Below are 24104 nucleotides of genomic sequence, written 5' to 3'. Positions count from 1 at the left end.
CCTGTTCCGAAAGCTGGTTCCCATTTTTCGGGTTCGCTTTAGATCAGCTTCAGACCACGCATGCTGATATGACCGTGCTTGCCGATGATTATGTGGTCGTGCAGCGCAATGCCGATTGGTTTTGCGGCGTCAATCAGAATCCTGGTCATTTCGATGTCGGCACGCGATGGCGTGGGATCGCCGGACGGATGATTGTGAACAACGATAATTGCTGACGCAGACAACTCAAGTGCGCGCCTTACGACCTCGCGCGGATAGACGGGTGTGTGATCGATGGTGCCCTGCTGTTGAACTTCATCGGCAATGAGGCGGTTCTTTTTGTCGAGAAATAATACCCGGAATTGCTCACGCGTTTCATAGGCCATGGCCGTTGTGCAATATTGAATAACCTGGCTCCACGAGCCAAGCACTTCACGCTCCATCACGGTGCTACGGGCTGAGCGTTTGGCCATAGCTTCAACGATTTTAAGCTCAAGGGCGATTGAAGGGCCGATTCCCGGCGTTTCCGCGAGAAGCTTTTCCGGTGCGCCCAGAACCTCTGCAAGAGAGCCAAAACGGATGAGCAAAGACTTCGCGAGTGGCTTTGTGTCTGCGCGCGGGATAACACGGAAAAGCAGCAATTCAAGCAGTTCGTAATCGGCCAGTGCATCGGGCGCTGCTTTAAAGCGTTGCCGCAGCCGCTCGCGATGCCCCATATGATGCGGCTTTTCAACCTGAGCCGTTAAATGAATACCTTCATTAAAGCCGGGAAGGTCAAAACTTCCCGGTTTCTTATTTTTGGGTGCCATTCTGTTTGAACCCCCGCAGAAACAGAATTCATTCTCTTTTTACCGCATGGATGGCGGCCCGAATATATTCTTCGGCGACAGTGTGAAAATTTCACAACCATCGTTGGTGACGCCGACAGTATGTTCATATTGTGCGGTCAGCGAACGGTCGCGTGTAACCGCAGTCCAGCCATCTGCCAGAACTTTGACACCCTGCTTGCCGAGATTGATCATCGGCTCAATCGTAAAGATCATGCCTTCCTTGATCTCGACGCCTTCATTAGGGGTGCCATAATGCAGAATATTGGGCGCATCATGAAAAAGCTGACCGACGCCGTGGCCGCAGAAATCCCGAACGACTGAGCAGCGTTCACCTTCTGCATATGTTTGGATTGCGGCACCAATCGCGCCGGTCTTCGCACCGGGCTTGACCGCAGCAATACCGCGCAAGAGGCTTTCATAGGTTACTTCCAGAAGGCGTTCAGCGGCTCGCTTGATTTCACCCACCGCATACATGCGGCTTGAGTCGCCGTGCCAGCCATCAAGCAGATAGGTAACGTCGATATTGACAATTTCACCTTCCCGCAGTGGCTTGTCGTCAGGGATGCCGTGGCAAACCACATGATTGATGGATGTGCAGGTCGATTTTGTATAACCGCGATAATTCAGTGTCGCCGGAAAAGCGCCATGGTCCATGCCGAACTCAAACACAAAACGATCTATCTGATTGGTTGTCACACCTGGCTTGACGATGTCGTTGAGCGCGTCGAGGCAACGGGCGGTCAGGTTGCAGACCTTGCGCATACCTTCAAAGGCTTCGGGGCCGTAAAGCCTGATTTGCCCCGTGTATTTCATCGGTGCGCTCGTCGCCTCAATATAAGTCACCATCTCAACTCGTCTTTCTCATATACTATTGGCACCAAAGTCTCAGCATGGATGCCTTTATCTGATATTTGGCATCGAATCGCCCAGGCCTCAACCCCTGCCGCGCGTGCGCGTTCAAATGCGCGTGCATAAGCCGGATCAAGATCGCCGGAGATGCTGAATCTGTTGCAATCGCTCCGCTGGATAATAAACACCATCACGCCTCGATGGCCAGCGGATACAACATCAATGAGTTCATCAAGATGTTTTGCACCGCGCGCAGTGACGGTGTCGGGAAATTCGGCCAGGGAAGGGGTGCGAATGAAGTGCACATTTTTTACTTCCACATAGGCGCGGGGGCGGTCCCCTTCATCAAGAAGAATATCGATGCGTGAGTTGCGGCCATATTTCTGTTCGCGCTTGAGAAGCCCGTAATTTTTCAAATCGGGAATCATGCCTGCCAAGATGGCTTCTTCGGCAATTTTATTTGGCAGGCCAGTATTGACGCCAACAAGGGTATTGTCGGCTGCAACGATCTGGAGTGTATGCGGATATTTGCGATGCGGAGCGTCTGAGACACTGAGCCAAACGCGGGAGCCGGGCGCGGTCAGGCCAAGCATCGAACCGGTATTGGGAACAGAAGCGGTGATGAAACGCCCATCATCAAGCGTAACATCGGCCAGAAATCTTTTATAGCGTCGCTCAAGGCGACCCGTCACAAGGGGCGTTGGAAAAAGCATGCACCGATTTAGGTTTATGGGGGCGCCGTTGCAAGTTATTCCCGCATCCAATTGAAGATCAGCTCCTCGCGGAACGCAAAGCGCGCAATATGGCTCGAAACGACGTTTTCCATCTGTTCGAGAGTTGCTTCCGGAGCCTCTATGGTCGCAGTGAGATTCTGTTCGCTGGCATTGAGCATGACAACGCGATTCTCGCCCAAATCGATTCGACCGCTTTCCGGCGTAAATTCGACTGTGAACTTATGCGCCCAATGTTTGCATAGTTGCTGCAAATAGCGGCTTGCATGCGTGGTGGACACGGTTGCTGTTGTTTTGGCCATGATGTCTGTCCGGTTTTCTGTTTGAACGGACCACGCGTAACATCATGCCAGAGGCAGTACCACTTATATTCATACCAATTTTTAGGGTAATAAAAAACCAGCAAGTGGTACGCCCAAGGGGAATCGAACCCCTGTCTGCGCCGTGAAAGGGCGCTGTCCTAACCGCTAGACGATGGGCGCCTGTTGCTGGTGTGGGTCGGCTTATAGGCAGGAAAATTCTGCCACGCAAGTCCTTTTTGAGAAAATATTCAAGAAAAATTCAGTGGCTGCGCTTGTCAAAGGAAACATGCGAAAACAAAGGGATAGAGGGGGCATGCCAAGAAGAGCGGAGATACACCGCATCAGACGAAATCGTCGCTCGAGGTTTTTTGGCAATCATGATTTTGGAAAGAAAAACCAGCAAGTGGTACGCCCAAGGGGAATCGAACCCCTGTCTGCGCCGTGAAAGGGCGCTGTCCTAACCGCTAGACGATGGGCGCCTGTAGCTGGTGTGAGTGGGCTTATATTCAGGAAGAACCTGACTCGCAAGCCCTTAATATAACTTTTCTAAAAAAAACTCGCCGGGGGCCGGTTTTGTCGTCTGCCATATGGCTGATGACGTAGCTATCACTATGAAAATTAAAGAAAAAGCCGGGAACTGATCCCGGCTTTAAACATTTGGATTATTTCTTGCAGCTCCAGTTCCAGTCACGTTCAGGGCCGACGTCCACGTGAACTGCGGTGGTATGGCAATAGGTGCCGACGCCGCCGCGTCCTGGCATGTTGCGTGCAAAGCGTGCAATCTCGTGTTTTGAAACACCGGAAATCTGAATGTCGGCAGCAGCGCAGATCATGTGCAGTGATTTGCGTGCACCATTGACCTTGCGATTATAGGACGGGCTGCGATAGCCGGATGTGATCATGACGGGGCGACGGAAGTGACGTTCCATCGTCTTGAGCATTGTCACAAGCTGCGGCTTGAGGCAGGCCACATCGACCGTTTCACGCTGGACTTTCAAGCCGTTGGGCGCAAGGCGCGCCAATCCGGGTGCCGAGGCAAGTTGCACGGATGCATAATCATCATATTCATTGGCATCAATGTCGCTATCATCATAGATGCTTTTGCGATGCTTGATTTCAAAGCCGCCATTGGGGCGCACGCCAGGAAGCGAATAATTATAGTCCCGCGTTGATTTTGTGTTAGGTCTTACAACGGCAAGTTTCTTATTTTTTGAGTTGCCCGCATCCTCGTCGTTGAACAGGCGCGCGATGCTGCCTTGGCCGGCCGTCGCCGGGCTTTGGGGCGCGACATAGGCATTGGCGTTCTTTGCTGAGCCAAAGAGCGACGCCACCTGAACTGGTTTTTCCGGCTCTGCGGGTTTGGGTGTCTCTGGCTGTTTTGCTTCTGCCGCCTCAGCTTTTGCCTCCGGCTTGGCTTCGGGCGTGGCTGCAGTTTGCTCTTCAGCTTTCTGATCAGGCTTTTTCGCTTCTGTTGCAGCGGCGGTTTCAGCGGGGGATTCGGTTGGCTTTTTGCCGAATATGCTGAACAGAGAAGAGGGTTTGCTTTCTGTCGCAAGAGCCGCAACCTGAACAGAGCTGTCCGGTGCCTGTGAAGCCGTCCCGGTTGTCGAGGTTGCTGAAGCTACAGCCTTTGTGCTGTTTTCAACCGGTTTTGCTTCGGCAACAGCAGTCGGCTTTTGTGTTTGAGTTGCTGCGCCTGTTTGGGCTGCTTCGGCAGCGATTGTCTGATCGGCGGCACTCTGAAGCGTATCCGCAATAATGGAACCATCGGCGCTGTTTGTCATTTGTAATGGTGAATTGCCGTTACCCGTAGAGGTGCAGGATGTCAGAACAAGCGCAATCAGGGCTACACTGCCGCAAAGCAGTTTTCTTGTCGTTTTTTGCGATGGCTCTGCAAGTTTCAATGTCTGCTCCAGCTCTTCCATGTGAGTTTCGCTAATCAATAGAAAGCAGATTTACTCACTGAAACCAGTCACCAAGACCGGGGTAGATAACGAGAGCGGTTTCCATCAAGACGGATTTTCAAACCGCTCTATCACTTTGTTTTAAGCGCTTCCTATGCAAGGCCCTGTCGAACCCATTCTGGAAATGCTTGAATATTTTCAGCGCCTTATCGCGAAAAGATCAGTTTTGTCATCGCTTTAAAGCGCTAAGATACAAATCAACGAGTGATAAACTGTAACCAATTTTTAGGATTTTTAACTGCCAAAGGCAACTACTGAAAAGCACTCAATGTTTTAGAATGGAGCAAATGACCTTCAAATTGCATTGAAATAACGCAATATTACTATTCGTAATTTTTGTTTATACTTGCTACTGAGGGTGTCGCTCGAGTGCTTCCAGTCTTATCATTTTCAACTCACATGTTGACATGACGTATTGAGATGGTGCTATCCATTTCGCATTATATTATCTGTGTCGCATCAGGCATATTGCCAGATGCAGGCAGAATATCAGAATTGGGACCGGACATATGACCAAGAACACGCGGAAGATTGCCAATTTCATGCTGGCAGCAACAGCCGTGGCGTTTCTTGCGGGCTGTGCCGGTGGGGCGGAATTTCGGGGCACGCCGCAGGAAGGTGCCAAGCGCACCGATACCTATCCGACCTTTGGTCGTATGCCGAAAGCTGCAACCACGCAGATTACGCCGGAAGAAAAAGCGCAGATCACGTCAGGGCTTGATTCTGACCGGACGCGCCTTGCGGTTTCGCGTTCTTCCTCTGCGACACTGACACCAGCGCAGGCTGCCGCGTTGCGTAAGCAGGCGCAGGAAGAAACAGACGCGACCCTCAAGCAGATCGAATCCGGGGAATAATTGGCTTTTATTGACATTTAAAAGCTTCGTCGCTGAGGCGTAACAAGTCTCGACCCGATTCGATAACAGGTGTATAGCTCCTAACCCGGTGCATACGCGCCGTTTCATTCAACCCCTTTCTGGAACAGGATCATGTCGGAAGAATTTCATAAAGTCCGTCGCTTGCCACCTTATGTCTTTGAACAGGTTAACCGCCTGAAGGCATCGGCGCGAGCGGCCGGTGCCGATATTATCGATCTTGGAATGGGTAATCCCGATCTGCCGACGCCTAAGAACATTGTCGATAAGCTTTGTGAGGCTGTTCAGGATCCGCGCGCGCATCGGTACTCTTCATCGAAGGGTATTCCGGGTCTTCGCCGTGCGCAGGCGCAATATTATGCGCGTCGTTTTGGTGTAAAGCTTAACCCGGATACACAGGTTGTTGCGACGCTTGGTTCCAAGGAAGGCTTCGCCAACATGGCACAGGCAATCACAGCGCCTGGCGATGTGGTGCTTTGTCCGGACCCAACCTATCCGATTCACTCGTTTGGCTTTATCATGTCGGGTGGTGTGATCCGTTCGATTCCTGCTAAGCCGGATGAAGAGTTTATTCGTGCGCTGGATCGCGCGGTAAAGCACTCCATTCCAAAGCCGCTGGCGCTGATCCTCAACTTTCCTTCGAATCCGACGGCTTATACTGCGACGTTGGATTTCTATAAGGACGTGGTCGATTTTGCCCGCAAGAATGATCTCATTATTTTGTCCGATCTCGCTTATTCGGAAATCTATTTCGACGAAAACAACCCGCCGCCATCGGTTCTTGAAGTGCCGGGCGCAATGGATGTGGCTGTCGAATTTACCTCGATGTCGAAGACATTCTCGATGCCGGGCTGGCGCATGGGCTTCGCAGTGGGTAACGAGCGTCTGATTGCAGCCTTGACCCGCGTAAAATCCTATCTGGATTATGGCGCGTTCACACCTATTCAGGTTGCGGCAACCGCAGCGCTGAATGGTGATGGCTCTGACATTGCATATGTCCGCAATGTCTATAAGCAGCGTCGTGACGTGCTGGTTGAAAGCTTTGGCCGTGCTGGCTGGGATGTGCCGCCGCCGGCTGCAACCATGTTTGCATGGGTTCCGATTCCAGAGCGCTTTCGTGCGCTGGGCTCGCTCGAATTCTCCAAGCTGTTGGTTGAGATGGCCGATGTTGCCGTGGCACCGGGCGTAGGCTTTGGCGAACATGGTGATGAATATGTTCGTATTGCTCTTGTCGAGAACGAACATCGCATCCGTCAGGCTGCGCGTAACATCAAGCGCTTCCTGTCCACAAAGGATGAGAATCTACATAATGTTATTCCGCTTGAAGGTCGCCGCTAAGCGATTTTAACCGAACATAACAAGGGGCGTCTTCTGGTCGGCCCTTGTTTCCCTCCCATACAAAATCAACAATTCAGAAGGTCGAGATAATGAGTGATGCATTGCGGATCGGCGTTGCCGGATTGGGCACCGTTGGTGCTTCGGTGTTGCGTATTCTGCGTGACAAGGCCGAAATGCTCACTCGTCAATGCGGCAAACAGGTTATCGTTACCGCTGTCAGTGCACGCGACCGCACACGGGATCGTGGCGTCGATCTTGGTGGGATTGAATGGTTTGACGATCCGGTTGAACTTTCCAAAAGCGCTGGCATTGATGTTTTCGTCGAGTTGATCGGTGGCGATGAAGGCCCGGCTAAGGCATCTGTTGAAGCTGCATTGCGTGCTGGCCATCACGTTGTGACCGCCAACAAAGCGCTTCTTGCAAAGCATGGCGTGGCGCTTGCCGAGATTGCCGAAGAGAAGGGCGTGCTTCTTAATTTTGAAGCGGCTGTTGCTGGCGGTATCCCTGTCATCAAGGCGATGCGTGAATCACTGACCGGCAATACGGTTTCGCGCGTTTATGGCATCATGAACGGTACTTGTAACTACATCCTCACCCGGATGTGGGAAGAGGGAATCTCGTTTGAAGATTGCCTCGCTGATGCCCAGCGTCTTGGCTATGCGGAAGCTGACCCCACCTTCGACATCGAGGGCAATGATACCGCGCACAAGCTTGCGCTGCTCACAAGCCTTGCATTTGGCACGCGCATTGCCGCTGACGATATTTATCTTGAAGGCATCAGCAACATATCGCTGGCCGACATTCGTGCTGCCGACGAGCTTGGCTATCGAATCAAGTTGCTTGGCGTTGCGCAGAAAACCGACACCGGCGTTGAGCAGCGGGTGCATCCGACCATGGTTCCCACCTCATCGGTTATTGCGCAGGTGCATGGCGTGACCAATGCCGTGGCAATCGAAACCGACCTTCTGGGTGAACTGTTGCTTTCCGGTCCGGGTGCGGGCGGCAACGCCACGGCTTCGGCTGTGATCGGTGATCTCGCGGATATTGCCAAGAGCCGTCCCGGATTCCAGCATGGCCCGGTTTTCGGCACGCCTGCAAAAGCCTTGCAGCCTTATAAGCGCGCAAAAATGCGCAAACATGCCGGCGGTTATTTCATTCGCTTGACGGTTTATGATCGCATTGGTGCATTTGCCGCGATTGCCAAGCGCATGGCGGAAAATGACATTTCGCTTGAATCCATCGTTCAGCGTCCTTTGATGGACAGTGACGTGAGTGATGGCATCAAGACGGTCATTCTTGTAACCCACGAGACAACGGAAGCCGCTGTTAAAAAGGCGCTTGATGCCATTCTCAAGGATGATCACCTTGTCAACAAGCCGCAGATGATCCGTATCGAGCGCGCAGGCTGAGAAACGTCGGTCACGTTGCCGCTCTTGAAGGGCGGCAACGATTTTGTTAAGAAACCCCGGTCGGAATTGTCCGGCTGAGAGACAAACACGGAAAAGGAGGGCTGTAATATGGATGTGACACGTCACGACCATCATCGTCAGTACGGCCCTGATTTTGCCCTGCAACAGTAAATTGTGCAGGGCCGATTAAGACTGAAACAAAAGTCTTTTTCTGCCTTTTCCGAAGGCGCAGCTTCAAATGCTGTTGCCGGACATTTGCAAGTACATCGATAAAGCGCTTTGGACGCTGCTCACTTGTGCTTGGCAAAATTGGGCTCATTGCCATGTCTCTTATTTCTGTTCAGAATCTATCGCTTACGCTTCATGAAACACTCTTTGCAAACCTCGATTTCATCGTTGGTGAAGGCGAGCGGTTAGGAATTGTTGCCGCCAATGGTCGTGGAAAGACCAGTCTTTTACGATTAATCGTGGGAGAGGGGGAGCCGACCAGCGGTGTCATTACCCGCTCGCGTGGACTCAAAATCGGCTATGTCAGCCAGTATGTTGCCGATGACCTGATGGACATGTCCTTTTATGACGTTGTGCTTGGAGGATTGGATGAAGACGCACGCGATTATGAAAGCTGGCGCGCCGACATTGTGCTCGACGATCTCAATGTTCCGGCAGAACTGCGTGAACTCTCCATTCGGCAATTGAGCGGTGGCTGGCAGCGACTTGCGCTTCTGGCGCACACATGGGTGTCCGAGCCTGATGTCCTTTTGTTGGACGAGCCGACCAACCATCTTGATCTTGAGAAAGTGCACTTGCTGGAAAACTGGCTTGCTGCACTTCCGCGTTCGGTGGCGGTCATTGTGTGCAGCCATGATCGCGCTTTTCTTGATGAGGTGACGAAGCGCACGCTTTTTCTGCGCGCGGAGAAGTCGTTTGTTTTTGCTTTGCCCTATAGTCAGGCGCGTGTGGCGCTTGATGAAATAGATGCTGCGGATGCGCGTCAGTTTGAAAAGGACATGAAAATTGTCCAGCAATTGCGAAGACAGGCGGCGAAGCTTAACAATATTGGCATCAATTCGGGCAGCGATTTGCTGGTGGTGAAAACCAAGCAACTGCGCGCGCGAGCCGAGAAAATCGAGGAAAGCGCAAAAGCAGCGCATATCGAGCGTTCTGCTGGCACGATCAAGCTCGACGGAAGGGGCAGCCATGCCAAGGCGCTGATCATGATTGATCGGGCCGAGATTGCGACGCCCGATGGCCGCTCTCTTTATAAAACCGATCAGCTTTGGATCAACCCCGGAGATAGAGTCGTGCTGCTGGGTGCCAATGGCACGGGCAAAACGCGGTTATCGACACTGGTTCGCGAAGCAATCATTCAGCCGGAACACTCGCTTACAGGCATCAAGGCGACGCCGTCGCTGGTGCTGGGTTATAGCGATCAGGCTTTATCCGAGCTTAAGGATAACTCAACGCCTTTTGAAACGATCATGAAGCGTTTCGATATTGGCGACCAGCGCGCCCGATCCTTGCTTGCCGGCGCTGGCATGACGCTGGAATTACAGGCCAAGCCGTTGTCGCGGCTTTCAGGAGGGCAGAAGGCGCGTCTTGCCATGTTGGTTTTGCGCCTGACCAAGCCGAATTTCTATATTCTGGATGAACCAACCAATCATCTGGATATTGATGGCCAGGAAGCACTGGAAGCGGAATTGTTAAGTGATGAAACAGCGAGCCTGATTGTCTCGCATGACCGCAGTTTCGTGCGTAACGTTGGCAATCGTTTTTGGGTAATTGACAGAAAAAGGCTGATTGAGGTGGATAGTCCAGAGATTTTCTTTGAAGCCGCTCAAGGTCGATAAGCGCATACTCTTGCTGGTCCTTGCCCCGCTCCGATAGGACTCAAGCTCTAAATCGATTAAGAGCTTGAGTGCTAAATCTTTTTAGCGTTCTTTCCGTTGCTCGTGCCGCTTTCACTTGCGGAGAGCGAGGGACTTTGACAAAAGATTGGCATAATGGCGCTATCGGCAGCGACACTAGGAAGCGACACTGGCGTTATACGAACGCAGCAACGTAATTCAAATTCGGGACTTTGTTCACATGGCTAAGAATGCAGAACAGCAACCTCATGGATTGGCTCATGGACTTGATCGTATTCTGACGCTGGAACTGGTCCGCGTGGCTGAGCGCGCAGCCGTAGCCGCAGCGCGCCTGCGTGGACGTGGCGATGAAATGGCTGCCGATCAGGCAGCGGTTGATGCCATGCGTCAGGAACTCAACCGCCTGCCGATTGCTGGTACGGTTGTGATCGGTGAAGGCGAACGCGATGAAGCGCCCATGCTTTATATCGGTGAGGAAGTTGGCACCAAACAGGGGCCTGATGTCGATATCGCGCTTGATCCGCTGGAAGGCACAACGATTTGCGCCAAGAACCTGCCGAATTCGCTGGCAGTTATTGCCATCGCTGAAAAGGGCAATCTGCTCTATGCGCCAGATGTTTACATGGAAAAGATTGCTGTTGGTCCGGGCTATTCAAAGGGCGTTGTCGATCTTGATGCGACGCCGACGGATAACATCATGGCGCTTGCCAAGGCCAAGGGTGTGCAGCCGCACGAAATCACGGCCTGTATCATGGATCGCCCGCGCCATGCTCGATTGATTGAAGAAGTGCGTGCAACGGGCGCTTCTATTCGTCTGATCGGTGACGGTGACGTTGCTGGTGTGATGCATACGACAAACCCCGATGAAACCGGGATCGATATTTACATCGGTATTGGCGGTGCGCCGGAAGGTGTGCTGGCTGCGGCCGCTTTGCGCTGTATGGGTGGTCAGATGCAGGGGCGTCTTCAGCTCAACTCCGATGAAAAGATTGCGCGCGCGGCGAAGATGGGCATTTCCGACCCGAAGAAAATCTATACGATGGAAGAAATGGCAAAGGGTGACGTGTTGTTTGCTGCAACTGGCGTCACCGATGGCAATATGCTGTCAGGCGTTAGATTTGCGCGAGATTATATTCAGACACATACAATCGTTATGCGCTCAAGCTCTCAAACGGTTCGTGAAATCAAGGCGAGGCATCAGGATCTTTCAAAGTTTTAAGATCACACAAGGCGGAATGAACAAAGGCGGCATTGCAAAAATGCCGCCTTTTGTGTCTTTAAGAACGCATGACAACAGAACGCTATTTTCTTGGTATCCGCAAATCAGTCACTGGCCAGAAATGGATGGACCGGCTTGGTCCGCGTGAGGCCAACATAGCGCTTGCCATAGCGCAGCATCATGGCATCTCCGATCTGGTATCACGGGTGCTTGCAGGCCGCGGAGTTACGGTGGAAGGTGCGCCGGAATTTATCGATCCGAGCTTGCGCAATTTGATGCCGGATCCTGCTACGCTGACCGATATGGATAAGGCCGCCAACCGGATTGCCGACGCCATTATGCGACGCGAAACCGTTGCAATTTTTGGCGATTATGATGTCGATGGCGCGTGTTCATCTGCATTGATGGCGCGGTTTCTGAAACATTATGGCATTGCGCATTCGATCTATATTCCAGATCGTATTTTTGAAGGCTATGGTCCGAACCCTGATGCCATGCGCGAATTGGTTGGCAAAGGCGCATCACTGATTGTGACGGTGGATTGCGGCACCAACAGCGCACCGTCCATCACTGCCGCGAAAGAAGCGGGTGCCGACGTTGTGGTTCTCGATCACCATCAGGTTGGTGGCGATTTGCCGGACGACGCGGTGGCGATTGTCAATCCGAACCGGGAAGACGATATTTCGCGGCAAGAGCATCTTTGCGCCGCTGGTGTGGTGTTTCTGACACTTGTTCAGGTGACAAAAATCCTGCGTGAGCGCGGCAAAGGAGCCGGGCCGGATCTTCTCTCGCTGCTGGATCTTGTGGCACTTGCTACTGTTTGTGACGTCGTGCCGTTAAAGGGCGTTAATCGTGCTTTTGTTGTGAAAGGTCTATTGGTTGCGCGCAGCCAGAGCAATGCCGGGCTTGCAGCACTTGGCCGTGTTTCGCGCATTGGCGAACCGCTCAATGTCTTTCATTTAGGCTATCTGATTGGCCCACGTATCAATGCGGGTGGCCGTATTGGCGATGCGGGACTGGGCGCGCGTCTGTTGACATTGGATGATCCTGTTGCAGCCGATCCGATTGCGGTTGAGCTCGACAGGCTCAATCAGGAACGGCAGGCGATGGAGGCCGAAATGCTGATTGAGGCGGAGGCGGAGGCCGCGCTTGAACTTTCCGGTGGTGCTGGCGCCTCGGTGATTGTGACGGCGAGTGATCGCTGGCATCCGGGTATTGTCGGGCTTCTCGCGTCACGTCTTAAAGAGAAAGCGCGTCGCCCGGCATTTGCCATTTCATTTAATGTGAATGGTGTTGGTTCCGGGTCTGGACGCTCCATTTCCGGGCTTGATCTTGGTAAACTCGTTCGCGGCGCTGTGGAGCGGGGATTGCTGGTTAAGGGCGGTGGACATGCCATGGCCGCTGGCATCACCATTGAACGCAGCAAACTTGGTGCGCTTCGCGCATATTTTGAGGAGGAATCGGCTGATATTGTCGCGCGTCTGCGGGAAAATCAGAGCCTTTCCATTGATGGTGCGGTGGCTGCATCAGGCGCGACCGTCTCGCTTTATGAATCTTTACAAAAGGCGGGACCATTCGGTTCGGCGCATCCGCAGCCGGTTCTGGCTCTCCCACATCACATTCTTGCCGATGTTCGCGGTGTGGGACGGGACCATGTGCGCGTTGCCTTGCGCGGTGCAGACGGCAAACGCGTCAATGCTATCGCATTCCGCGCTGCCGAAGGCGATCTGGGGCGGTTTTTGTTCAATAATATCGGTCAAAGCGTCCATATTGTTGGCAATCTGTCGCTCAATCACTGGAATGGTTCAGTCACTCCTCAGATACAGATTCTGGATGCGGCTGTGCCTATTTGAATTTTCTCAACTTTTTTGCCTTCACGCTCTTGTGAAAACGGGGGATGAATTCCCATATAATCACGGACTAAAATATTCTGTGATGTTTCACTTGGGAGATACTTATGCCGGGTTCCGGAAACCGCCTGACCAAACTGACCGCTGCAATGGTCCTTGGGCTGATCGCCTCTTTTGCCGCTGTCGATTTCGCCGAGGCTCGCCGTGCAGGCGGGGGCGGTTTTGGTAGTCGCGGTGCGCGCACCTATCAGGCACCGGCGCCGACACGCACTGCGCCAAACAATGCAGCACCGGTTGAGCGTTCGATGACGCCCAACACGGGTGCACAACAGACCAATCGTCCGGGCGCTGCAGCGGGCACGCAGAACGCAGCGGCAGCACGTTCAGGCGGTATGTTCGGCAATTTTGGCCGTTCGATGCTCGGTGGCCTTCTTGTCGGTGGTCTGATTGGCATGTTGCTCGGTAACGGCCTTGGCGGTCTTGCCGGTATGTTTGGCCTGTTGTTGCAGGTTGCCGTCATTGCGCTCATTGCCATGTTTGTGATGCGTATGTTTGCCAATCGTCGTCAGACGGCGGCAGCGGGTGCTGGCAATGCAGGCGCGCAGCCGTTCGGTGCTGCCAAGAGTGCTGCGCCGCAGGCAGGCTTTGGTGCACGCACACCATCGGTCAATCCTTTTCAAGTCAAGCAGGCCGAAACACCTGCGGCGAACGCTGTTGAGGAGTCGCCTTTGGAAATTGGTCAGGAAGAGCTTGATCGTTTTGAGCAGATGCTGGCCGAAATCCAGACCGCCTATGGTCGCGAGGATTATGCGGCGCTGCGCAAGCTCGCAACGCCGGAAGCCATGTCTTATCTGGCTGAGGAACTCGGCGAGATCGCCTCAAGCGGTATGCGTAATGAAGTCAAAGATGTGAAGCTGCTTCAGGGTGACGTTTCCGAAGCATGGCGCGAAGGCAATGTCGATTATGCGACGGTTGCTATGCGCTATTCCGCAATCGACGTCATGCTGGATCGCAATACGGGCGCGGTTGTTGAAGGCAATCCTGATGAGCCGGTTGAAAGCGTAGAAGTCTGGACGTTCACGCGTGTCGATGGTGGGAATTGGCTGCTGTCGGCCATTCAAGGCACCGGATAAACATAAAAAGCCCGGTCGCGAGACCGGGCTTTTTGCTTACCAGCTGCCGATATTTTCGGCGGAAGCCCATGGCTCCTGCGGGGCAAGGCGTTCGCCCTTCTGAATCAACTCAATAGAAATACCATCGGGTGATTTGATGAAGGCCATGTGCCCGTCGCGTGGCGGACGGTTGATGGTGACACCTGCATCTTTCAACGTCTGGCAGGTTTCGTAGATATTATCGACCTCATAGGCGAGATGGCCGAAATTGCGGCCGCCCGTATAGGTTTCAGGGTCCCAGTTATAGGTCAGTTCAAGCTCCGGTGCGCGTTCTGCTTGGGCTTTGTCTTTATCCGACGGCGCGGCAAGAAAGATCAGCGTGAATCGGCCTTTCTCATTTTCTGTGCGGCGTGTTTCTTCAAGGCCAAACTTGTTCACATAAAAGTCGAGCGATTCATCGATGTCTTTAATTCTGACCATCGTGTGCAGATAGCGCATAGTCTTCTCCTGTTTCGCATGTTGGAGCAATCATAAAGCAATTTATGGATAGGTGGCGCGTGAAAATGACAAGTCAACAAGTTGTCGAACGCCCATGCCGCCATATGTTTTTGGCAGGTAAGGTTTCTATTTTGGAAATTTAGGAATTAACGATGAATATACAAAGCCTGTGGTCATCTTCAAAACTGTAAAAGTTTAGACTTGCCGCCTATGGTTAAGGAAGTGTTATTCTTTGGGCAAGAATCAGGTGAGAGTCGCAACGGAACACAAAGAGGAGGGGCGAGCGCATGGCAGATAAATCTGTGTCGAATGACCAGTTTCGCAGTCAGGCCTCCTCAGAAGAGCTAGGCGATCTTGTTGAAGTGTCGGGCCGCATTAAATGGTTTGATGTGGCAAAGGGTTACGGTTTTATCGTGCCCGACCAGCCCGGTGTTTCCGATATTCTCTTGCATGTGACCACGCTTCGCCGTGATGGTTTCCAAACTGCGCTGGAAGGGGCGCGCATAGTTTGCGAAGTTCGTAACGGTGATCGGGGGATGCAATGTTTCCGTGTTCTTTCCATGGATACAACCACCGCAATTCATCCTGCGGAGATGCCGCCGCAGCGTACACATGTGACGGTTACGCCATCAAGCGGTCTTGAGCGCGTCATTGTGAAGTGGTTCAACCGTACCAAAGGCTTCGGTTTTCTTACGCGCGGCGAGGGCACAGAAGACATTTTCATTCATATGGAGACGCTCCGTCGTTTTGGTATGATGGAACTGCGCCCCGGACAGGTCGTCCTCATTCGTTTCGGCAATGGCGATAAAGGGTTGATGGCGGCCGAAATTCATCCGGATATTGGTACGGTTATACCCGTTTCGCACTGATTTCATCCGTTTCATGCTCTTTCACAAGCCCGTGACTGCGCTTGTCGCGCTGGCAGCGCGTTGATAATGTTCGACGCTCAATCTTAGCGTCAGGTCGTCAGCACGACCTTTTGATGCCTGTTAGCGGGCATGAATATGAGCAATCAGGATAAATCGACATATGGGCCGCATACTTTTTGTTTTCGCATTTATCTTCTTTGCGGTTTCCGCCCATGCGCAGGAAACCAAGCCGATGCTTTTGCCACTGGATAAAGAGCCGCTGACTTTCATTACGGCGCAGGGCAAGGCGTCATTCAGGCTGGAAATTGCTGATACCGATGAGGCGCGGATGCGCGGATTGATGTGGCGTACCGATTTTCCTAAAGATCGTGCAATGCTGTTTGTTTTTGGTGAAATGCGCGATGTGATGATGTGGATGCAGAATACGCCGTCACCCCTGGACATGGTTTTCCTGGACGATAGCGGCCATGTGTCGGCTATCCATGAAAACGCAGTGCCGTTTTCCGAAGACATTATTTCTTCGCATGGTCCGGCCGCATATGTGGTTGAACTTCTGGCCGGTACTGTTAAACGAACCGGTATAAAGCTTGGTGACAGGGCGATCCACAGAGTGATTTGTGGTGAATGTCGCGGTTAAATCCGCCGGCAACCAAGCTGTCTGAGAAATCAAAGGGAATGCATAATTGAGCGCGCTCGATATTGAATATTTCGAACATGATGGCTTGCGTCTTGCTTATCGTCAGGACGGAGAGGGCGATCCCATCCTGCTTATTCATGGTTTTGCGTCCTCAAGCCTCGTCAACTGGGTGTCACCGGGTTGGTTTCGCACTTTGACAGAAGCTGGCTATCGCGTGATTGCCATTGACAATCGCGGGCATGGTTTTTCGGACAAAAGCCATGATGCTGCGGACTATACGCCAAGCGTTATGGCAGGCGATGCGGCCGCATTGCTTGATCATCTTGGCATCGAAAAGGCCCATGTGATGGGTTATTCCATGGGCGCGCGCATCAGCGCATTTCTGGCAATTGAGCATCCCGAACGGGTTCACAGCGTTGTTTTTGGCGGACTTGGCATTGGTATGGTGACGGGTGCGGGCGACTGGGAGCCGATTGGCGAAGCGCTGCTTGCAGACGATCCATCGACAATCACGCATCCGCGGGGGCTGATGTTCCGCAAATTTGCGGATCAGACCAAAAGCGATCGTATTGCGCTGGCAGCCTGTGTCATTACCTCCAAGGAACTGGTTTCTGCCGAGGCAATTGCACGCATCATGCAGCCGGTCCTTGTTGCCGTCGGCACGACAGATGACATTGCCGGAAGTGCTCAGGAATTGGCCGATATGCTGCCAAACGGTCAGGCGCTCGACATTCCTGACCGTGATCATATGTTGGCGGTGGGGGACAAAGTCTATAAGAAAGGCGTGTTGACCTTTCTGGAGGATCATCCTCTTTGAGTTTTGACCAACGGTATCAACCAGATTTACGCGGTGTCAAGGCGAAGCGTTTTGAGATATGTTAACAGCCGAATGCGCATTGCAGGACAGGCATAGGGCAAAGACAGTGGTCTGCTATCTGCGATCAGCAAAATTGGAGTATGCATGATGTCCGTTCGCTCGAACGCAAAATTGTCACCTTCGCTGGGGCAAGTTGATCCGATCTGGCATTCCATTCGCGCTGAAGCGGAGGAAGCGGCAAAGAACGACCCGGTGCTTGGAACGTTTCTCTACGCGACGATTCTCAATCAGCCGACGCTGGAAGATGCCGTCATGCATCGCATCGCCGAACGCCTTGGTCATGCGGATTTGAGCGCTGATATTCTGCGCCAGACTTTTGACGCGATGCTGGAGGCCAATCCGCAGTGGTCGCACATTGTGCGCGTCGATATTCAGGCGGTTTATGATCGCGATCCGGCTTACAGCCGCTTCATGGACCCTATTCTTTATCTCAAAGGGTTTCATGCCATTCAGACACACCGTTTGGCGCATTGGCTCTATAAAGAAGGCCGCAAGGACTTTGCTTATTATCTGCAAAGCCGCTCGTCTTCGATTTTCCAGACCGATATTCATCCAGCCGCCCAATTTGGCAGCGGGTTGTTCCTTGATCATGCGACCGGGCTTGTGGTGGGTGAAACAGCCGTTATTGAAGATAACGTGTCCATCCTGCATGGCGTGACGCTTGGCGGCACGGGCAAGGCGAGTGGAGACAGACACCCAAAGATTCGTCACGGTGTTCTGATTGGTGCCGGGGCAAAAATTCTTGGCAATATCGAAGTGGGGCATTGCTCAAAGATTGCGGCGGGTTCGGTCGTGCTGAAGCCTGTTCCGCATAATGCGACGGTTGCCGGTGTTCCGGCAAAAGTGGTGGGCGAAAGCGGTTGCTCCGAGCCATCCCGCGTTATGGACCAGATGCTGGGTGAGGCGGCATTCGGAGAACATATGTTTGGCGAAGGTATCTGACCGCTTCATGGATCAAAAATACCGCCTTCTGGCTTTTTAGCAGAGGTGGCCTATATCATGCTTACATAATCATAACTATGCGTGCATGCGTTTCGTGACGCGTGCGTTAATGCTTTACATTGGATAATGGCGGGTGCATTAAACCGGCCTTAAATCAGTAGCAGGAGAAGCCGGTTGAAACCCGAAGAACTCAAGAAACTCGACGCCTATTTCAAGCGGACTTTCAATAATCCCGGCCTTCAGGTTAAGGCGCGCCCACGTAAGGATGATTCCGCTGAGGTCTATCTGGATGACGAGTTCCTGGGGCTTGTCTACAAGGATGAGGACGAAGGCGAACTGTCCTATAATTTCTCAATGGCTATTCTCGACGTCGATCTCTGAGATTTGTAGCCGTTGAATGAGACGCCCTTTCTGCTTGGCAGAGAGGGCTTTTTTTATTCTACGCACGCATTCCGTTCTCAGGATAAATAGCGCATTCTGCCGGGAGATTTCGTGATGGAGGGAAGCCGATGCCAATTTATGTTTATAACGGACATAAGCCAGAATTTGCAGACCGTGCCAGCAACTGGATCGCGCCGGATGCAACGCTGATCGGCAAAGTCGTGGTCGGCGAGAATGCAGGTTTCTGGTTCGGGGCTGTTTTGCGCGGGGATAATGAAACAATTACGGTGGGTGCCGGTACCAATGTGCAGGAACACACCATCATGCATACCGATATTGGTTTTCCGCTGACGATTGGGCAAGGTTGCACGATCGGGCATCGTGCTATCCTGCATGGCTGCACGATCGGTGACAATACGCTGATTGGCATGGGGGCGATTATCCTCAACGGTGCGAAGATTGGCAATAATTGTCTTATTGGCGCTGGTACGCTTGTCACGGAAGGCAAAGAGTTTCCCGATAATTCGCTGATTGTCGGCTCACCAGCACGGGCTATTCGGGAACTTGATTTCGTTGCCGTTGAAAAACTGAAAGCTTCGGCCCAGCACTATGTCGAAAAAGGTCAGTCTTTCATGCGCGGGCTGGAGCCGGCGTAAAAAAGAATCAATCCCATGCAAAGAGGGACGGGGAATGACACCTGTCCCTCTCACACAGCTTTGTTCGGTCATTTAGTTGCGGATGCCGCTGACGAGCAGATCACTGCCAGCCTTGATCGACACCCATGTGCCGGTGTTTGCCGTCGACTGGCGCTTGAGGAATGTGTAGTCGGTATCGTTCCAGGCAAGCACACGTTGATCAAGATTGTCGAGAATGAAATCGCCGCGGTCGGTTCTAACCGTCAGAACAGCGTGGCCTTCACCATTGGGCTGACGCACAACGGTCATCAGCAATGTGTTGGCTGGAATGCCAAGAGCCATCAACTCGCGCCGCTTAAGAAGCATATAGTCGTCACAATCGCCAGCCGTGGTTGGATATTCCCAATATTCCTCCTGGCCCCAGACTTCCATATCGGTGCGCGGCGCGATTTTCTCGTTCACGCTCGCATTCACAGCGACGATTTCCTGCCACAGCTTTTGATTGAGCGTGAGTGGCGCGCTGTTGGAACTGGTGATTTTGCATTCCGATTCGTGGCGCTGACAAAATTCATAATGGCCGATTGGCTGCGATGTGCGTTCGCCGGTCGGCATCCAGTGTGATTTTGATGCGGGGCTTGCGGCTTGCGCAAAAGCCGTTCCCAGAAGGATCAGCAATGCTGCGATGATTGTTTGCTTCGTCATTCTTTTTGTCTCCCTGTTGGAAACAAGAATGCTTGCAAGACTTTGAGAGTGGGAAAATTCAGAGGCGAAAATGCGAATCTAATTTGAATAAAACTGCGCAGGGTTTGGCAAGGTTTTGTTCAGAAACAGCTCATTTGAGCCTATAATAGCATGATTTATGGCGTTTTGATGCCTGAACTGGCCAAAAATAGGGTTTGCCAATCCGTAACCTTAGTGCGCGTTTACCTTTTAGACTTTGCCGCCGGGGATAACCCGCAATCGAGGGATATCGCGCGGTTGTGGCAGGGGTGCCCATCCGCGGCTGCCGTCTGCACCATTCATTGTCATGACGGAGGGTTTACGAATTTCCGGCTTCACGATGAGATCAGGTGCCAGCGGCTCCACGCTGTTGAGATTTCCAAGAACAAGCGGATCAGCACCTGCCCAGGTGACATCATCAAGAATGGCAATACTACCCAGCAGATTGCATTTTCCGCCCTCACTTGGCGAGAGGGGAGCGAGCAGCATCTCAAAAGACAGGCTGCGTCCTGAGAGACTGATACCGTCGTTCTGGCTTAAAGCGGGAATCAACAGTGCATTGACGTTTCGCGCAAGTTCATTGAGGGCAGGGCGATTTCGTTCTGGCCAAAGCGTAAGAAAGCGTGTCGCTTTGAGCTCGCGCCCAAACAGAGCGCAGAGGCGGGTACCGGCAAGACGGAATATCAACTCGCCGGTTTGGTCTTCTTCAAGAAAAAACAGGTCTGACAGATGACGTCCCAGCTTGCGTGGCTCAATTGATTCGCGCAGTGGCGCATGAAGGCTGCCGCTCTGACGTAAGGCCAGTCGCTGCCATTCACTGAAAATTGCCATCGTGCTGCGGTTTTTCATTATGCGCTGCTGCTTACTCTCTGGCCGTTTAACTGGTTTTGGACAGTGCCCGTCGGTCCGCGCATTAAAATAGTATTAACAGCAAGGATGCCAGCTTAACGCTTTGTTCATCCACTGTGCTTGCTCGTTAAGGTTAACAAGAAGTAATTGTTGCAAAAACTCGCTTGTAGCGGTTCTATGAGTTGTCAGAAGAAGTCATTGTCTTGGTTGGCTTTTTCCTGATCTCCAGATTTTGTCTCGTAAATGTCAGACATTTGCGACAAGGCCGTACGGGACCCTCCGGCGGCCTTTATTTTTAACCAATTGTCACTTATCTAGAATGCTTGTTTTGAAAATAGGCAGCGAGCTGGAAAGCGGCGGTTAATGAGTATTCCTCAGCCTGAAATGCGCGAACATACGAATGATTCGAGACGATCGGGCGGTGGTGAGCCGATATTCAACATACCGGGCGTGATTCTCGCGCTGATGGGTATGTGTGCCGCTGTCTATATCTATCAGAATTATCTTATAAGCGAGCAGCGCAACTACGCATTCATGTTGCAGTTTGCTTTGATTCCGGCACGGTTTTCTCTGGCGGGTGGCTTCACCGATCCTGCGGCGCTATTCACGCTTATCAGTTATTCGTTCATGCATGGCGGATTTGCCCATATTGCGGTGAATATGATCTGGCTTGCGGCTTTCGGATCACCGCTTGCTGGTCGTATCGGCACCGGACGTATGCTTGCTTTCTGGGTTCTCACATCGGTCGTCGCCGGATTGACGCATTATGCGATCTATCCCGAAAGCGTTACGCCGCTTGTCGGCGCTTCGGGTGCGATTTCCGGTATGATGGGCGCTGCAGCGCGTTATGGTTTCCGCAGGGTCGGGCATGGGCGCCGTTCGGAGTTTGCCGGACCCGTTTTGCCAGTGGGTTTGACGTTGACCTTAAAGCCGGTGCTGGTTTTCGTGGGTTTCTGGTTTCTTATCAATCTTGCCACAGGTCTTTATTCGACAGGTGGAGCCGGTTTGTCGGGGATTGCGTGGGAAGCACATATTGGTGGCTTCATCGCCGGCTTTTTTGGAATCGCGCTGCTTGATAAGCCGCGAAACTATGATGCCGTTTTAAGGCGCTGAGCTGATTCCTCCCCATTTAGTTCGCTTGCAAAGCAGTCAATCAAAGCGCACCATTGCTGGAACGCAACTGGAGGAGCTGCGTTACAATCATGAGACGTGTTCTCGTGATTGATTGCTGAACCTTGGGAGGGATTTTGGCATGACTGTTAGATCGATTCTCGAAAACAAAGGCAGGGATGTTGTCGTCATCAGACCGGACGACACGCTTTCGCACGCCATTGCTATTCTGGCCCAACATAAAATCGGTGCAATTGTTGCCTGCGATGAAGCCGGACACATCAAAGGCATTCTTTCGGAACGAGATGTGGTTCGCGCAATTGCTTCACAGCAGGAGCAGGTTGGAGCGCGACCTGTTTCTGAATTCATGACGTCGAAAGTACAGGTATGCCGGGAACATCACACGATCAATCAGGTGATGGAGATCATGACGCATAACCGCTTTCGCCATATGCCGGTGGAAGAAGATGGCAAACTTGCGGGAATCATCTCAATCGGTGACGTTGTGAAGCGGCGCATTGAGGATGTGGAACGCGAAGCGGAAGAGATTCGCAGCTATATTGCGACAGCTTAAGGGCAAAGGGCTGATCCGAATCTGGAGCGTATAAAACGCTCAAGATTCGGAATATCAGACAATTATAGGGTTTGCTTTAAGAGCTTTTGTGCGTGCGCAGGTAACGCTCCGCTGCATAAAGCGAAATAGCGGCTGCGTTAGAAACGTTGAGCGACTTGATTTCACCGGGCATGTCCAGTCGCGCTAACGCATTGACTGTTTCGCGCGTCTTCTGGCGCAGGCCTTTGCCTTCAGCACCCAGCACGAGAGCGATGCGATCCCCGGTCAGTGTTGATTCCATCTCCTGTGGGCCTTCCGAATCAAGGCCGATGGTCATGAAACCGAGCGAATGCAGCTCTTCGATTGCATCTGCGAGATTGCGCACTTCGATATGGGGAATCAATTCAAGCGCACCGGAAGCCGCTTTGGCCAGAACGCCACTTTCCTGCGGACTGTGCCGGCTTGTGGTGATGAGCGCACCTGCACCAAAAGCAACTGCCGAGCGAATGATTGCGCCGACATTGTGAGGGTCAGTCACTTGATCAAGCACCAGCAAAAGCGGGCTTTCTTTCAGTTCTGAAAGCTTTTTGTGCCGAAGCGGTTCCGCTTCGATCATAACGCCCTGATGCACAGCATCTGACCCGGTCTCTTTGTCGATGTCTTTTGGCTCGACGATTTCAACAGGGAAGGGCAGGCCCTCCGCTTCACCTATTTCAAGGCGAGCGAAGCCATTGCGTGTGGCGCGCATGCGCAAAATCTTGCGCGCGGGATTCTCTACTGCTGCGCGTACGGTGTGCAGGCCGTAAAGACGGACTGTTCCTTCTGCAACGCGACCTGCAGGAATCGGCGCACGCTGCGGCTTGTGCGGCGCCTTGCCTTCATGAGCCGCTTTTTGGTCGCGATGCTCGCGACGCAGGCGCGCATAATGAGAATCTTTTGGGGTACGGGAAGAATTTTGATCGTTCATGGGCTGCTTATATCCTGTCCACAGCGGCGAAGATAGCTTGATCAGAACTAAATGAAGTCAGATTTTTTCTTGTCCAAGTGCCGATAAGCGCGCATTTCCGGGAATTCTGCCGTACACTCAGCCACTGGCACCTGCAACTATTGGAAGGATATGCATTCTTTTCAATTTTATCCTGTTGACAGGAGCGGTTCATATCGGCATAAGCGCCCTCGCAGAACGACGGAACGCTTCCACAGCACACCAGACATTCTGCAGAAAATGCCTAGTTACTCGACTCTGCTGATAGTGATATTAGGAGGAATGCCCGAGCGGTTAAAGGGGACGGACTGTAAATCCGTTGGCTAAGCCTACGTTGGTTCAAATCCAACTTCCTCCACCACTTTCGGATCAGAGTTTAGAGTATGCGGGTATAGCTCAATGGTAGAGCAGCAGCCTTCCAAGCTGAATACACGGGTTCGATTCCCGTTACCCGCTCCAGTTTTTCAAGAGCGGATAGGCGTGTAAGGAATCATCGACGGGCGGTTCGCCGTTCCGTTTTGGCATAAATGTCGGCCTGAAAATCAGATTGATTTTTGTGCTGGCGCTCGAGCGGTTCTAGAACAAAGAGAACAACGGCGATGGCAAAAAGCAAGTTTGAACGTAACAAACCACACGTAAACATCGGCACGATTGGTCACGTTGACCATGGTAAAACGTCGCTGACCGCAGCAATCACCAAGTACTTCGGCGATTTCAAAGCGTATGAC

26 protein-coding genes and 4 tRNA genes are annotated in these 24104 nt (G+C 52.5%); 18 read left to right on the top strand and 12 right to left on the bottom strand.

Features of this window, described 5'->3' with window-relative positions; translation table 11 throughout:
- Positions 1-38 precede the first annotated feature (38 nt).
- From radC to VBH83_RS11495, 7 genes are all read right to left on the bottom strand, one after another.
- The gene (gene radC / locus VBH83_RS11525; RefSeq protein ID WP_265985279.1) at positions 39-788 is read right to left on the bottom strand and encodes a DNA repair protein RadC; all 750 of its coding nucleotides are present in this window, start codon (positions 786-788) and stop codon (positions 39-41) included.
- Between the two features lie 39 nt (positions 789-827).
- Positions 828-1655: a type I methionyl aminopeptidase gene (map, locus tag VBH83_RS11520; RefSeq protein WP_265985277.1), complete on the bottom strand. Its 828-nt coding sequence runs from the start codon at positions 1653-1655 to the stop codon at positions 828-830.
- Entirely contained in the window at positions 1649-2371 is a 723-nt protein-coding gene (gene sfsA / locus VBH83_RS11515) for a DNA/RNA nuclease SfsA (RefSeq protein WP_396997750.1), read from the bottom strand. Before sfsA ends, map begins: the two co-directional genes overlap by 7 nt.
- Before the next feature lie 35 nt (positions 2372-2406).
- The gene (locus tag VBH83_RS11510) at positions 2407-2691 is read right to left on the bottom strand and encodes a DUF2218 domain-containing protein (RefSeq protein WP_396997748.1); all 285 of its coding nucleotides are present in this window, start codon (positions 2689-2691) and stop codon (positions 2407-2409) included.
- Positions 2692-2796: 105 nt separating this feature from the next.
- Positions 2797-2871: transfer RNA gene (locus VBH83_RS11505), tRNA-Glu, on the bottom strand.
- Between the two features lie 224 nt (positions 2872-3095).
- Positions 3096-3170, bottom strand: a tRNA-Glu gene (locus VBH83_RS11500).
- Positions 3171-3353: 183 nt separating this feature from the next.
- Positions 3354-4595: a D-Ala-D-Ala carboxypeptidase family metallohydrolase gene (locus tag VBH83_RS11495; RefSeq protein WP_396997793.1), complete on the bottom strand. Its 1242-nt coding sequence runs from the start codon at positions 4593-4595 to the stop codon at positions 3354-3356.
- Between the two features lie 569 nt (positions 4596-5164).
- Here VBH83_RS11495 and VBH83_RS11490 point away from each other — a divergent pair.
- The 3 genes from VBH83_RS11490 to VBH83_RS11480 all read left to right on the top strand — a co-directional run bounded on the left by VBH83_RS11490 (position 5165) and on the right by VBH83_RS11480 (position 8274).
- The gene (locus tag VBH83_RS11490) at positions 5165-5509 is read left to right on the top strand and encodes a hypothetical protein (protein WP_265985269.1); all 345 of its coding nucleotides are present in this window, start codon (positions 5165-5167) and stop codon (positions 5507-5509) included.
- Between the two features lie 132 nt (positions 5510-5641).
- Complete coding sequence (locus VBH83_RS11485) at positions 5642-6865, top strand: LL-diaminopimelate aminotransferase (protein WP_396997746.1); 1224 nt, start codon at positions 5642-5644, stop codon at positions 6863-6865.
- A gap of 89 nt (positions 6866-6954) precedes the next feature.
- Complete coding sequence (locus VBH83_RS11480; protein ID WP_265985265.1) at positions 6955-8274, top strand: homoserine dehydrogenase; 1320 nt, start codon at positions 6955-6957, stop codon at positions 8272-8274.
- A gap of 46 nt (positions 8275-8320) precedes the next feature.
- Here the strand turns inward: VBH83_RS11480 and VBH83_RS11475 are convergent, their stop codons facing one another.
- Complete coding sequence (locus VBH83_RS11475) at positions 8321-8593, bottom strand: hypothetical protein (RefSeq protein ID WP_265985263.1); 273 nt, start codon at positions 8591-8593, stop codon at positions 8321-8323.
- Between the two features lie 4 nt (positions 8594-8597).
- Here VBH83_RS11475 and VBH83_RS11470 point away from each other — a divergent pair, with 4 nt between their 5' ends.
- From VBH83_RS11470 to VBH83_RS11455, 4 genes are all read left to right on the top strand, one after another.
- Complete coding sequence (locus VBH83_RS11470) at positions 8598-10121, top strand: ABC-F family ATP-binding cassette domain-containing protein (protein ID WP_265985261.1); 1524 nt, start codon at positions 8598-8600, stop codon at positions 10119-10121.
- Between the two features lie 238 nt (positions 10122-10359).
- The gene (gene glpX, locus VBH83_RS11465; protein ID WP_265985259.1) at positions 10360-11358 is read left to right on the top strand and encodes a class II fructose-bisphosphatase; all 999 of its coding nucleotides are present in this window, start codon (positions 10360-10362) and stop codon (positions 11356-11358) included.
- Positions 11359-11426: 68 nt separating this feature from the next.
- Positions 11427-13211: a single-stranded-DNA-specific exonuclease RecJ gene (gene recJ / locus VBH83_RS11460; protein WP_265985257.1), complete on the top strand. Its 1785-nt coding sequence runs from the start codon at positions 11427-11429 to the stop codon at positions 13209-13211.
- 104 nt (positions 13212-13315) lie between these two features.
- Complete coding sequence (locus tag VBH83_RS11455) at positions 13316-14341, top strand: Tim44 domain-containing protein (protein ID WP_265985255.1); 1026 nt, start codon at positions 13316-13318, stop codon at positions 14339-14341.
- Positions 14342-14377: 36 nt separating this feature from the next.
- Here VBH83_RS11455 and gloA read toward each other — a convergent pair whose 3' ends face one another.
- Positions 14378-14818, bottom strand: a complete 441-nt coding sequence (gene gloA, locus VBH83_RS11450; protein ID WP_265985254.1) for a lactoylglutathione lyase — start codon at positions 14816-14818, stop codon at positions 14378-14380.
- Between the two features lie 287 nt (positions 14819-15105).
- Between gloA and VBH83_RS11445 the strand changes: the two genes are divergently transcribed.
- The 6 genes from VBH83_RS11445 (at position 15106) to VBH83_RS11420 (ending at position 19180) form a co-directional block, all read left to right on the top strand.
- Positions 15106-15687 (top strand): cold-shock protein, encoded by a 582-nt coding sequence (locus VBH83_RS11445; protein WP_265985252.1) that lies wholly within the window; start codon positions 15106-15108, stop codon positions 15685-15687.
- Positions 15688-15847: 160 nt separating this feature from the next.
- Complete coding sequence (locus VBH83_RS11440) at positions 15848-16324, top strand: DUF192 domain-containing protein (RefSeq protein ID WP_265985249.1); 477 nt, start codon at positions 15848-15850, stop codon at positions 16322-16324.
- Between the two features lie 46 nt (positions 16325-16370).
- Complete coding sequence (locus VBH83_RS11435; protein WP_265985247.1) at positions 16371-17141, top strand: alpha/beta fold hydrolase; 771 nt, start codon at positions 16371-16373, stop codon at positions 17139-17141.
- A gap of 147 nt (positions 17142-17288) precedes the next feature.
- Positions 17289-18143: a serine O-acetyltransferase gene (gene cysE / locus VBH83_RS11430; RefSeq protein WP_265985478.1), complete on the top strand. Its 855-nt coding sequence runs from the start codon at positions 17289-17291 to the stop codon at positions 18141-18143.
- Positions 18144-18317: 174 nt separating this feature from the next.
- Entirely contained in the window at positions 18318-18524 is a 207-nt protein-coding gene (locus VBH83_RS11425) for a DUF3126 family protein (RefSeq protein WP_007875463.1), read from the top strand.
- Between the two features lie 128 nt (positions 18525-18652).
- Entirely contained in the window at positions 18653-19180 is a 528-nt protein-coding gene (locus VBH83_RS11420; RefSeq protein ID WP_265985244.1) for a gamma carbonic anhydrase family protein, read from the top strand.
- Positions 19181-19252: 72 nt separating this feature from the next.
- Here the strand turns inward: VBH83_RS11420 and VBH83_RS11415 are convergent, their stop codons facing one another.
- Complete coding sequence (locus tag VBH83_RS11415) at positions 19253-19861, bottom strand: transglutaminase-like cysteine peptidase (protein WP_265985242.1); 609 nt, start codon at positions 19859-19861, stop codon at positions 19253-19255.
- A 228-nt stretch (positions 19862-20089) separates the two neighbouring features.
- A complete protein-coding gene (locus VBH83_RS11410) occupies positions 20090-20728 on the bottom strand; it encodes a PAS domain-containing protein (RefSeq protein ID WP_265985240.1) in 639 nt (212 codons plus the stop codon).
- A 363-nt stretch (positions 20729-21091) separates the two neighbouring features.
- On the opposite strand from VBH83_RS11410, the gene VBH83_RS11405 reads away from it, so the two are divergent.
- Together VBH83_RS11405 and VBH83_RS11400 are read left to right on the top strand one after the other, a co-directional pair.
- Positions 21092-21841 (top strand): rhomboid family intramembrane serine protease, encoded by a 750-nt coding sequence (locus VBH83_RS11405; protein ID WP_265985238.1) that lies wholly within the window; start codon positions 21092-21094, stop codon positions 21839-21841.
- Positions 21842-21980: 139 nt separating this feature from the next.
- Entirely contained in the window at positions 21981-22412 is a 432-nt protein-coding gene (locus VBH83_RS11400) for a CBS domain-containing protein (protein WP_265985236.1), read from the top strand.
- 76 nt (positions 22413-22488) lie between these two features.
- On the opposite strand, the gene rlmB is transcribed toward VBH83_RS11400, so the two are convergent.
- On the bottom strand, positions 22489-23358 hold the full coding sequence (rlmB, locus tag VBH83_RS11395; protein ID WP_265985234.1) for a 23S rRNA (guanosine(2251)-2'-O)-methyltransferase RlmB: 870 nt from the start codon (positions 23356-23358) through the stop codon (positions 22489-22491).
- Positions 23359-23652: 294 nt separating this feature from the next.
- Here rlmB and VBH83_RS11390 point away from each other — a divergent pair.
- The 3 genes from VBH83_RS11390 to VBH83_RS11380 all read left to right on the top strand — a co-directional run.
- Positions 23653-23737: transfer RNA gene (locus VBH83_RS11390), tRNA-Tyr, on the top strand.
- Positions 23738-23761: 24 nt separating this feature from the next.
- Positions 23762-23835 (top strand) — tRNA-Gly (locus VBH83_RS11385).
- A gap of 140 nt (positions 23836-23975) precedes the next feature.
- Positions 23976-24104: GTP-binding protein (locus VBH83_RS11380; RefSeq protein WP_396997790.1), on the top strand; the 129-nt coding region annotated here is incomplete at its 3' end.

Origin of the sequence: Ochrobactrum sp. S1502_03, assembly GCF_044435015.1 — a bacterium.
Classification (GTDB): domain Bacteria; phylum Pseudomonadota; class Alphaproteobacteria; order Rhizobiales; family Rhizobiaceae; genus Brucella; species Brucella chromiisoli.
This window is presented reverse-complemented; position numbering and strand designations above follow the sequence as displayed.